At 63.0% G+C, this 11,452-nt stretch carries 10 protein-coding genes; 7 read left to right on the top strand and 3 right to left on the bottom strand.

Annotated features, from left to right (window positions below; translation table 11 throughout):
• Window positions 1-1,211, bottom strand: a 1,211-nt coding sequence (locus B2V90_RS01850; RefSeq protein ID WP_293919502.1) for an acyl-CoA carboxylase subunit beta, incomplete at its 3' end; no start/stop codon positions are given.
• Window positions 1,212-1,334: 123 nt separating this feature from the next.
• Here B2V90_RS01850 and B2V90_RS01845 point away from each other — a divergent pair.
• Window positions 1,335-2,750 (top strand): helix-turn-helix domain-containing protein, encoded by a 1,416-nt coding sequence (locus B2V90_RS01845; RefSeq protein WP_228222815.1) that lies wholly within the window; start codon window positions 1,335-1,337, stop codon window positions 2,748-2,750.
• A 10-nt stretch (window positions 2,751-2,760) separates the two neighbouring features.
• On the opposite strand, the gene B2V90_RS01840 is transcribed toward B2V90_RS01845, so the two are convergent.
• Window positions 2,761-3,216 (bottom strand): DUF983 domain-containing protein, encoded by a 456-nt coding sequence (locus B2V90_RS01840; RefSeq protein WP_050763015.1) that lies wholly within the window; start codon window positions 3,214-3,216, stop codon window positions 2,761-2,763.
• 118 nt (window positions 3,217-3,334) lie between these two features.
• Here B2V90_RS01840 and ychF point away from each other — a divergent pair, with 118 nt between their 5' ends.
• The 5 genes from ychF (at window position 3,335) to B2V90_RS01815 (ending at window position 8,479) form a co-directional block, all read left to right on the top strand.
• Window positions 3,335-4,435: a redox-regulated ATPase YchF gene (gene ychF, locus B2V90_RS01835; protein WP_228222816.1), complete on the top strand. Its 1,101-nt coding sequence runs from the start codon at window positions 3,335-3,337 to the stop codon at window positions 4,433-4,435.
• A gap of 95 nt (window positions 4,436-4,530) precedes the next feature.
• Complete coding sequence (locus B2V90_RS01830) at window positions 4,531-5,025, top strand: DNA-deoxyinosine glycosylase (protein WP_228222817.1); 495 nt, start codon at window positions 4,531-4,533, stop codon at window positions 5,023-5,025.
• Window positions 5,026-5,128: 103 nt separating this feature from the next.
• Window positions 5,129-6,394 carry an alkaline phosphatase family protein gene (locus B2V90_RS01825; RefSeq protein WP_228222818.1) on the top strand — a complete coding sequence of 422 codons (1,266 nt, stop codon included), beginning with the start codon at window positions 5,129-5,131 and terminating at the stop codon, window positions 6,392-6,394.
• A gap of 10 nt (window positions 6,395-6,404) precedes the next feature.
• Window positions 6,405-7,958, top strand: coding sequence for an alkaline phosphatase D family protein (locus tag B2V90_RS01820; RefSeq protein ID WP_228222819.1), 1,554 nt, complete (start codon window positions 6,405-6,407; stop codon window positions 7,956-7,958).
• A gap of 53 nt (window positions 7,959-8,011) precedes the next feature.
• A complete protein-coding gene (locus B2V90_RS01815; RefSeq protein WP_228222820.1) occupies window positions 8,012-8,479 on the top strand; it encodes a MaoC family dehydratase in 468 nt (155 codons plus the stop codon).
• A gap of 8 nt (window positions 8,480-8,487) precedes the next feature.
• Here B2V90_RS01815 and mutL read toward each other — a convergent pair whose 3' ends face one another.
• Window positions 8,488-10,272, bottom strand: a complete 1,785-nt coding sequence (mutL, locus tag B2V90_RS01810) for a DNA mismatch repair endonuclease MutL (RefSeq protein ID WP_228222821.1) — start codon at window positions 10,270-10,272, stop codon at window positions 8,488-8,490.
• A 156-nt stretch (window positions 10,273-10,428) separates the two neighbouring features.
• Between mutL and B2V90_RS01805 the strand changes: the two genes are divergently transcribed.
• Window positions 10,429-11,452 (top strand): rod shape-determining protein (locus B2V90_RS01805; RefSeq protein ID WP_293919495.1); only part of this gene is annotated, 1,024 nt, incomplete at its 3' end.

Below are 11,452 nucleotides of genomic sequence, written 5' to 3'. Positions count from 1 at the left end.
TAGGCCTTGCGCGTGATGACCGTGATCTTGGGCACCGTCGCTTCGGCATAGGCGAACAGCAGCTTGGCGCCATGTTTGATGATGCCGTTGAGCTCCTGCGCGGTGCCCGGCAAGAATCCCGGCACGTCCACGAACGTCACGATCGGAATTTCGAACGCATCGCAAAAGCGTACGAAGCGCCCCGCCTTCTTCGCCGAGTTGATGTCGAGCACGCCCGCCAGCACCATCGGCTGGTTGGCGATTATGCCCACCGTCTTCCCCTCGATCCGGCCGAAGCCGCACAGGATATTGCCCGCATGGGCCGGCTGAACTTCAAAGAAGTCGCCCTCGTCCACCACTTTGCGGATCAGTTCATGCATGTCGTAGGGCTGGTTGGCATTGGCCGGGATCAGCGTGTCGAGGCTGTGTTCGATCCGGTCCCACGGGTCCGCGCTGGGTCGTTCAGGCACAGGATCGCGGTTCGACGCAGGCAGGAAATCGACGAAGTCTCGGACCGCCAGCAGCGCTTCGATATCATTTTCGAACGCCACGTCCGCCACGCCTGACTTGGTCGTATGCGTCACCGCGCCGCCCAGTTCTTCCTGCGTGACCACTTCGTTGGTGACGGTCTTGACCACATCGGGGCCGGTCACGAACATGAAGCTGCTATCCTTCACCATGAAGATGAAGTCCGTCATCGCAGGCGAATAGACCGCGCCGCCCGCGCACGGTCCCATGATGACGCTGATCTGCGGGACCACGCCCGACGCCAGCACGTTGCGCTGGAAAATCTCTGCATAGCCGCCAAGCGATGCCACGCCCTCCTGGATGCGCGCGCCACCGCTGTCGTTCAGGCCGATCACGGGCGCGCCGACCTTCATCGCCATATCCATGATCTTGCAAATTTTCATCGCGTGCCGTTCCGACACCGCGCCGCCATAGACGGTGAAATCCTGGCTGAAGAGGAAGACCAGACGCCCGTTTACGGTGCCCGAGCCGGTAACGACGCCGTCGCCCGGCACATGCGCTTCATCCATGCCGAAATCGACGCAATTATGTTCGACATACATGTCGATCTCTTCAAAACTGCCTTCATCCAGCAGTACTTCGATCCGCTCCCGCGCGGTCAGCTTGCCCTTGGCGTGCTGCGCGTCGATGCGGCGCTGACCGCCGCCCAGCCGAGCGGCGTCGCGCTTGGCTTCCAACTGTTCAATGATGGCGAGCTTCGACATGGTGGGCATCTCTCCGAAAGCGGCTCAGACAGGTTGGCGTCCCTCCTAGACAGCGCGGCCGCGTCTTCGCAAATGCGAATTTGCCAATTTGCAAATCACGACTTCGCAAATTAAGGCAGTCAGATGGCACGCGGCAACCGTATCTTCGCAGGTCCTCGTCTGCGCCAGCTTCGCCTGGACCATCGCATGGACCAGGCGACGATGGCGCAGGCGCTGGGCATATCCGTATCCTATCTCAGTCAGCTTGAGAATGACGACCGGCCGCTGACGGCAAAGGTCAAGGCCGCGGTCGCCAGCGCCTTCCCTACGGACTGGGCGAGCTTCGACAGCCGGGAGGAGGAGCAATTGCTGGGCGCCTTCACCTATGCGCTCGCCCACCCAGAACTGCCCGGCACGCTGATGGAGCCCGAACGCATCGAGAAGCTTCACTTGCAGTTTCCCGAATTCGCAGCTCGCTATGTCGATCTTTATAACGCCCATATGCGCGCCAATGAACGGATCAACATGATCGAGGAGGCGATCGCCAACGATCATGAGATCCAGGCACGCCTCCCCTGGGAAGCGGCGCGCGACTGGTTTCACGAATCCGGCAATTACGTCCATATGCTCGACTGCCTGGCGGAGGATATGGCCGACAGCTTCTCGGCGGGCCAGGTGCTGGACGAAGGGATGCTGGTCGAAGCGCTGGCCCGCCGCCACGGCATCGAAACATTGATCGCCGAAACGCCCGACAGCGCCCTGCGCGCCTATCGCGCCGCCGATCGCCGGCTGTTCATCAACGCCGCGCTGCCGACCGAAAGCCGCAAGTTCATGCTGGGGCATCAGTTGATGATGCTGGAGGGTCAGGCGGTGATCGCCGATGTCGTGGAAAAGGCAGCTTTGCCCGTGCCGGGTGCTGACCGGCTGCTAGCGATCGGCCTTGGCAATTACGCCGCCGGCGCGCTGCTGATGCCCTATGCCGCTTTCCGGGAAGCCGCGCGGACGATGCGACATGATATTGACCGGCTCGCCCGCACCTTCGGCGTCAGTTTCGAACAGGCCTGTCACCGCTTGTCGACGCTGCAACGACCCGGCCTGCGTGGCATCCCCTTCTTTTTCTGCCGGGTCGACATGGCCGGCAACATCACCAAGCGGCACAGCGCCACCCGGCTGCAATTCGCCCGCTTTGGCGGCGCCTGTCCGCTCTGGAACGTCCATGAGGCCGTAGCGGTGCCCGACCGGATCAACGTCCAGCTTGGCGAAACGCCCGACGGCGTCCGCTACGTGTCCATGGCGAAAGGTCTGGTAAAGCCATCGGGCAGCTACAAGCGGACGCCGCGCCGCTACGCCGTGGTGCTGGGATGCGAAGTGACGCATGCCGCGAATTTCGTCTACGCCGACGGCCTCCATTTGCAGGAGGAAGGCGCTGCGACCCCGATCGGCATCACCTGCCGCCTGTGCCCGCGCCAAAGCTGCGACCAGCGCGCTTTCCCGCCGGCCGACCGGCCGATCCATGTCGATCCAGACAATCGTCAGATCGTGCCTTACTGGATCGGTTGACGCGCCCGGTTCAGCCGCCGCGTCCATCCTTGTGCAACTTCGCCCACAGGTCGGCCGTCCCTGCCTCCTGCGCGCGCGTCGTAAATTGCGCGGCCACGAGCCATCCCTTGATCGGGCGCAGCGGCAGGACCGTTGTCAGGATTACCACCGGCAGGCCAACGGCCAGATGCACCCACCATGGCGGCCGCGCCATGATCTCCAGCATCAGGATGAAGATGACGCCGGGGACGCAGGCAAACAGCTGGACAAAGACCGCCGGCCCATCCGCCGGGTCGGCGAAGCTATAATCCAGCCCGCACACCTCGCAATGGTCGCGGATCGTCAGGAAACCGCGAAAAATATGTCCTTCTCCGCAGCGCGGGCAACGGCCGAGCGCACCGGTCTCATAGGCCGGTCGCTTCTTCCAGCGCCCGCCATGCGCGTCGGTCCAGAACGCCTCGTCCGGTTCGATATCCTGCTGTGCCATGATCTTTCTATCGCCTACGCCAGCGTTCCTGTCGATGGTGCCATTTGTCCAAGGCTGGCCTTTGTCCGCGCAAGGCGCTATCGGCGCGTCCATCACCCCGATCTAATAAGGCAGTCAAATGGGTTTTCGTTGCGGTATCGTCGGTCTTCCCAATGTGGGCAAGTCCACCCTGTTCAATGCGCTCACGGAAACGCAGGCGGCGCAGGCGGCGAACTATCCCTTTTGCACCATCGAACCCAATGAAGGCCGGGTCGCGGTGCCCGACGACCGGCTTTCGACCATCGCGCAAATCGGCGGCAGCGCCAAGATCATCGAAACGCAGCTCAGTTTCGTCGATATCGCCGGACTGGTGCGCGGCGCGTCTAAGGGCGAAGGGCTGGGCAACCAGTTTCTTGCCAATATCCGCGAAGTCGACGCCATCGTTCACGTTTTGCGCTGTTTCGAGGATGACGACATCACCCATGTCGAGGGCAAGGTCGACCCGATTGCCGATGCCGAAACCGTCGAGACCGAACTAATGCTCGCCGACCTTGAAAGCCTGGAAAAGCGCGTCCCCAATCTCGCCAAGAAGGCAGCACAGGGCGACAAGGAAGCGAAAGCTGCAGCATCGGTCCTTGGCCAGGCGCTCGACCTGCTGCGCGACGGCAAGCCCGCGCGCCTGACCGTGCCGCGCGACCCGGAAGAGGAACGGCTTTTCGCGCAGGCGCAATTGCTGACATCAAAGCCCGTTCTCTATGTCTGCAATGTCGAGGAAGAAAGCGCCGCAACCGGCAATGCGCACAGCGCCCGCGTGTTTGAAAAGGCGGCGGCCGAAAATGCCAAGGCCGTGATCGTGTCGGCGGCGATCGAGGCGGAACTGATCACCATGCCCGTGGAGGAACGCGCCGAATATCTCGAAGCGCTCGGTCTCACCGAAGCCGGCCTCGCCCGCATCATCCGCGCCGGCTACGAGCTGCTCGGCCTCATCACCTTCTTCACCGTGGGTCCCAAGGAAGCACGCGCCTGGACCGTCGCCAAGGGCAGCAAGGCGCCCCAGGCCGCCGGCGCGATTCACACCGATTTCGAAAAAGGCTTCATCCGCGCCGAAACCATGGCCTATGCCGACTATGTCCAATATAAGGGCGAGGCCGGCGCCAAGGAAGCGGGCAAGTGGCGCTCCGAAGGCAAGGATTATGTGACGCAGGATGGCGACATCATGCTGTTCCGCTTCAATGTCTGATCGCACCGGCCGCCTCAGCGCAGCTTGGGGTCTCACACGACGGTGCGCCAGGGCTTGATATCCCGGCCTCGCGGGAATGATGTCCACAGGTTCCGATGCCGCTGAAATTCGCCTTCCCGCCCAGCATAGATGCCGCGACCCGCGTGCTGGTCCTTGGCAGTTTGCCGGGTGATGCGTCGATCCGGCAGGGCGAATATTATGCCCATCGCGGCAACGCCTTCTGGCAGCTGATCGGAGATGTCGTCGGCGAAGATCTGCGGGCACAACCCTATGCCATGCGCCTCAAACGCCTGCGCGCCCATCATGTGGGCCTGTGGGACGTGATGGAAAGCGCCCAACGAGATGGCAGTCTCGACAGCCGCATCCGTCAGGCTGATCTGCGCAATCTGGTAGAGTTCGTGGACCGCCTTCCCGATCTTCGCGCCATCGCCTTCAATGGGAAGACAGCCGCCCTGCATGGTCGCACGCAATTGGCGGGTCGCCCCGAGATTGCGCTGCTTGACCTTCCCTCGACATCGGGCGCCTATGCCACTCTTTCACGGGAAGCGAAGCGGGAGCGGTGGATGGCCCTGCGCGATCATCTGGTCTGATAGGATTTGCTGATCTAACCGGGCTGGGACAATCGGTCACTTTACCGTCATATCCTTGCTGCTAAGCGCGACGCACAATTCTCGATAATCAAATAGAGTCGCCATGCTTCGTCTTTCCCTCCTTGCCCCAGCCCTCCTTTGCCTCGGCGCCTGCGCCACGGTCCCCGCGCAGCCCGGCGCTACTGTGTCGACAGCGGAACAGCGCGCACCCGTCACCATATTGGTGTCGATCGACGGCTTCCGGTCCGACTATCTTGCGCGTGGAGTCACGCCGCATCTTGCCGCGCTAGCCGCTGATGGCGTCCAGGCGCCCATGCGCCCCTCTTTCCCGACAAAGACCTTCCCCAATCATTGGGCGATCGTGACGGGGGACAGGCCCGACCGAAACGGCATCGTCGCCAACAGCATGGAGGACGCGAGCCGCCCGGACGAGAAATTCACCATGGCGAGCGATGATCCCTATTGGTGGAATGAGGCAGAGCCGATCTGGGTAACGGCGGAAAAGGCAGGGGCGCGCACCGCCACCATGTTCTGGCCCGGCTCCAACGTTCCCTGGGGCGGCACGAAGGAGCAGGGCTGGCCCTACACCATCACAGGAGGCACGCGCCCCAGCGACTGGGCGCAGTTCAACCAGGCGATCAATGGCGGGCAGCGGGTCAACATGGTGCTCGATGTGCTGCGCCGTCCAGTCGCTATCCGGCCCAAATTCGTGACACTCTACTTCGACACCGTGGATACCGCCGGGCATATCTATGGCCCCGATGCGCCGGAAACGACGAGCGCGCTGACAGAGGTAGACGCCCGCGTCGGCGATCTGATCGAGGGACTGAAGGCGATGGGCCAGCCAGCGAACCTCGTCATCGTGGCGGACCATGGCATGGCGGCCAATTCCAGCGATCGCGTGGTGGCGCTCGACAGGGTGGCCAATCCCGCGGATTATCGCGTCGTCGAAAGCGGTCCCTATGCAACCCTGGCGGCGCTGCCCGGCCATGAAAAAGCGCTGGAGGCTGCGTTATTGAAGCCCCATCCCCATATGCAATGCTGGCGCAAAAGCGAGATTCCCGCCCGTTTCCATTATGGCACGCACCGCCGCATTCCGCCCTATTTCTGCCTCGGGCAGACCGGCTGGGAAGTGCAGGCTACCGCGCCGAAAAAGGCCATGACGGGCGGCAACCATGGCTGGGACGATCAGGCGCCTGACATGCAGGCGCTGTTTATCGCCAACGGCCCCGCCTTCGTGAAAGGCGCGAAGCCCGCTCCCGGCTTCACCAATGTCGATGTCTATCCAATGCTCGCGCGGCTGATCGGGGTTACGCCCCGACCCTCCGACGGCAATCCCGCCGCCCTTTCGGGCATCGTTGCGCAATAAAGGAGCAATCATGTTCACCCGCCGCCAGCTTCTGACCGCCGCCTCCGCCACGCCGCTGATCGGCGCCCCCGCCATCGTCCGGGCGCAAAGCTGGTTTGCCGGCTATCCTTTCGCGCTGGGGGTTACGTCCGGCGACCCTGCCCCCGATGGCTTCGTCATCTGGACCAAATTGGCGCCCAAGCCGTTCGAAGCGCATGGCGGCATGCCGATGGTGGCGCTGCCGGTCGCATGGGAAGTAGCGAGCGACGATCGCTTCAAGACCATCGTCGCAAAAGGCGAAGCGACTGCGCGGCCGGAACTGGGCCACAGCGTCCATGTCGAAGTCACCGGGCTTCAGCCCGACCGGCCCTATTGGTATCGCTTCACGCTGGGGAGCGACCGGTCGATGCGCGGCCGCGCGCGGACGTTGCCGCTGGCGTCTGCTAGCCCCGCGCGCCTGAAATTCGGCGTTGCTGGATGCCAGAATTACGAGGATGGGTATTTCACCGCCTTCCGTCACCTGGCGAAGGAGGATGATCTCGCCTTCGTCTATCATTATGGCGATTTCATCTATGAATATAAGCAGCGCGGGCCGGATTATGACAAGGATAGCTTGCCCGTCGACCAGGTACGCCACCATGTCGGCCAGGATTGTTTCGATCTGGCCGACTATCGACTGCGCTACGCCCAGTATCTGAGCGATTATGATCTTCAGGCCGCGCGCGCCCAGCATAGCTGGTTTCCGACCTTCGATGATCATGAAATCCAGAATAACTGGGTCGGTGACATTGACGGCCGCGACCAGTCGCCCGCAGAGATATTCCGTTTGCGCCGTCAGGCCGGGCTTCAGGCTTGGTATGAATATATGCCTGTCCGCGCCGCAATGCTGCCGCGCAACGGCATCATCACCGACATGTATCGGGAGGCGCGCTTTGGCGACCTTCTTGCCGTCGATTTTCTCGACACCCGCTCCTTCCGCAGCGACCAGCCCTGCGGCGACGGCTTCAAACCCTATTGCGCAGCCATGGATGACGCGAAGGCCCAGATTCTCTCGCCCGAGGAGGAAGGCTGGCTGACGCGCAACCTGACCCGCGGCAAGACGCAATGGAACTGCCTGGCGCAGCAAGTGATGATGATGTCGCTCGATCGTCGGCGCTATGCCGATGAAAAGGAGTCCATCTACAATATGGACACATGGGCGGCCTATCGCGTGCCACGCGACCGGCTGCTCGCAAAAATGCGCGGTCTCGACAATGTCGTGGTGCTGACTGGGGACGAGCATCAAAATTATGCCGGTGTGCTGGAAAGCGGCGACAAGCCAGTGGCGGTGGAATTTGTATCAACGTCCATTTCCTCGGGCGGTGACGGATCGGACCTGCGCGCTGGCAGCGACATGCTGCTGCGGGATAATTCGCAGCTCAAATTCATCAATGACCAACGCGGCTATCTTGTCTGTGATGTGACGCCCGATGCATGGACCACGCAATTCCGCGTGATGGATCGGGTTTCCTCAGCAGGCGGCAGCATCGCCACCCGCGCCAGCATCACGGTGCCGCACGGACAACCATCGCTGACAATCGCCTGACATTGACGTAAACGGAAACTGGTCTTACGCCATTGTCAACAAGGAGACGGACGATGGCGCAGGACCTGCATTATTTCGAAGACCTGGAAATTGGCGACAGTTTCGAATTTGGCCCGCTTACCATTTCCCGCGAGGAAGTGATCGCCTTCGCGTCGGAATTCGACCCGCAGCCCTTTCACCTGTCCGACGAGGCAGCGGCACAAACCCATTTCGGCACCCTGTCCGCCAGCGGCTGGCACACTACCGCCCTGTTCATGAAGATGTTCGTTGCTGACATGCAGGCCAATCCCGCGCGCCAGGCGGCAAGCCTTGGCGCGATGGGCGTCGATGAACTACGCTGGCTTCGTCCTGTCCGCCCCGGCGATACGCTGCGCGGCATAACAGAGGTGATCGACAAAAAGGCATCGCTCACGCGGCCGGAAATGGGCATCGTCCGCAACAAGGTGACGATCTTCAACCAGCATGACGAACCGGTGATGACGATGATCCCCATCGCCATGTGGCGCACCCGCCCGGCCTGAATCGGCTGCTATTTTCGCCCAAACAGTTTTTCGATGTCGCCATGTCCCAGCTTCACCCAGGTCGGGCGGCCATGATTGCACTGACCTGACCGGGGCGTGACCTCTATTTCACGCAACAGCGCGTTCATCTCGGCGACGCTGAGCACCCGCCCCGCCCGGACCGATCCGTGGCACGCCATCGTCGCCGCGACCAGATCGAGCCGTTCTTTCAGCGACAGGGCGCTGTCATAGGCCGCCAGATCATCGGCCAGATCCGTAACCAACCCCTGCACATCGGATTGGCCCAGCATCGCCGGCGCGGCGCGCACCAGCATCGCTGACGGGCCAAAGCGCTCCAGTTCCAACCCAAATTCGCGCAATTCGCCAACGCGCGCCTCCAGCCGGTCACAGGCCGGTTCGTCCAGTTCCACCACCTCGGGCAGCAACAGCGCTTGCGAGGCCACACCCTGCCCCTCCATCGCCCGCCGCATCCGCTCCAGCGTCAGCCGTTCATGCGCGGCATGCTGGTCGACGATGACAAGCCCGTCCTGCGCCTCGGCAACGATATAGGTCCGCGCCACCTGCCCCCGCGCCACCCCCAGGGGAAAACTCGCGCCTTCGGGCGCGGGCGCGGCGGCCGGTTCCGCGCGCGCCTGCGGCGGCGGTGCCTGAAAGGAGGCGCGGCGATCGGCGACAGTCTGGAACGACGGGTTGTAGCTGACAGGCTGTCCGGCCGCCTCGAATATCGGCATCGCCCCGATCGGCGTGGGGGACACCGGTTCCGGGCGCCAGGCCGAAAGCCCGGCCGCATCCGCATGCTGCACCGCACGAAACCCCTCAGCATCCAGAGCGCGCCGCAAGCCGGACACAATCATGCCCCGGATCAGCGCAGGATCGCGAAAGCGCACTTCGGTCTTGGCCGGGTGCACATTCACGTCCACCTCCTGCGCGGGCACATCGAGAAACAAGGCGACAACCGGATGCCGGTCGCGCGCCAGCATGTCGGCATAAGCGCCCCGCAGCGCGCCGATCAGCAGCCGGTCCTTCACCGGCCGGCCGTTGACGAACAGATATTGATGATCGCCCACGCCACGATTGTACGTGGGCAAGGAGGCGACCCCGGACAGACGAATGCCCTCCCGCTCCAGGCTGACGATGACATGATTGTCGGCAAGTTGGCGATCGGTGAGGGCGGCAACCCTCTCCTCGCGCGCCTCGCCCTCCTGCACGCCCAGCACCCGCCGGCCGTCATGCTCGACGGAAAAGGCCACGGCGGGATGCGCCATCGCGAGCCGCCGGATGCAGTCGAGGCAGGCGGCATATTCGGCCTTGGGCGACCGCAGGAACTTGCGACGCGCAGGCACCTTGGCGAAAAGCTGCTCCACGGTGATGCGCGTGCCGGGCGGCAGTGCTGCCGGGCCTTCCGCCACCAATTGGCCGTTGTCCACCGTGCGGTTCCATCCATCCGCGCCGCGCGGGCGGCTATCGATCGACAGCCGCGCTACGCTGGCGATCGAGGGCAGCGCTTCGCCACGGAAGCCCAGCGTCGCTACATTCTCGATCGCATCGTCGGGCAGCTTCGATGTCGCATGGCGCTCCAGGGCCAGCGCCATTTCACCCGAATCCATGCCGCAGCCATCGTCGATCACTTCGATGCGGTCCAAGCCGCCATTGGACAATCGCACCGCAATGCGATGCGCGCCCGCATCCAGCGCATTTTCGACGATTTCCTTCAGCGCGCTAGCGGGTCTTTCGACCACTTCACCGGCAGCGATACGATTGACCAGATGTTCAGGCAGACGGCGTATTGACATTGATTAGTGACTAGCCCAAGCGAGCGCTCTCCGCGAGCCGCGAACCCAAATTTTTTGCACCGCAAGGGGCAAGGACGACGGGCAAGCGGCCGAGCGAACCGTAATCCGACCGGTCCCTTTTGCCTCGCGGGGACGGCGGGCGAAACAGGATAAGGCATGTCGATCTTTTCGCGTCTCTTGAAATTCTCCTCTCAGGATATGGCCATCGACCTCGGCACCGCGAACACGGTCGTCTATGTGCGCGGCCGCGGCATCGTGCTTAACGAACCCTCGGTTGTTGCGGTCGAAACGCTGAACGGCGTCAAACGCGTCAAGGCCGTGGGCGAAGACGCCAAGCTGATGATGGGCAAGACCCCGGATTCGATCGAGGCCATCCGTCCGCTGCGCGACGGCGTCATTGCCGACATCGACGTCGCCGAACAGATGATCAAGCATTTCATCACCAAGGTGCATGGCGGCAAGCACAGCCCCTGGCGCGCGCCGGAAATCGTGATCTGCGTGCCATCGGGTTCGACCAGCGTCGAACGTCGCGCGATCCGCGACGCCGCCAGCAACGCCGGCGCGAGCCAGGTTTTCTTGATCGAAGAGCCGATGGCCGCCGCGATCGGCGCCGACATGCCCGTCACCGAACCGATCGGTTCGATGGTGGTCGATATTGGCGGCGGCACGACCGAGGTCGCCGTTCTGTCGCTCCGCGGCCTTGCCTACACCACGTCGGTCCGCGTCGGCGGCGACAAGATGGACGAAGCGATCGTGTCGTTCGTTCGCCGTCACCATAATCTGCTGATCGGCGAAGCCACGGCGGAGCGGATCAAGAAGCAGTTCGGCGTCGCGCAGCCGCCCGAAGACGGCGTCGGTGAAACGATCCACATCAAGGGTCGCGACCTCGTCAACGGCGTGCCCAAGGAAATCTCGATCAACCAGGGCCAGATTGCCGACGCGCTCGCAGAACCGATCAGCACCATCGTTGAAGGCGTGCGGATCGCTTTGGAAAACACTGCGCCTGAACTGGCGGCCGACATCGTTGATCAGGGCATCGTCCTGACCGGCGGCGGTGCCTTGCTCAAGGGGCTGGACGATGAACTGCGCGACGAAACGGGCCTGCCCGTCACCATCGCGGAAGATCCGCTGACCTGCGTTGCGATCGGCACTGGCCGTGCGATGGAGGATCCGATCTTCC

It is taken from the genome of Sphingobium sp. UBA5915 (assembly GCF_002431195.1).
GTDB classification, from domain to species: Bacteria; Pseudomonadota; Alphaproteobacteria; order Sphingomonadales; family Sphingomonadaceae; genus Sphingobium; species Sphingobium soli.
The sequence above is the reverse complement of the archived record's forward strand: the minus strand, read 5'-3'. Positions and strand labels throughout refer to the sequence as shown.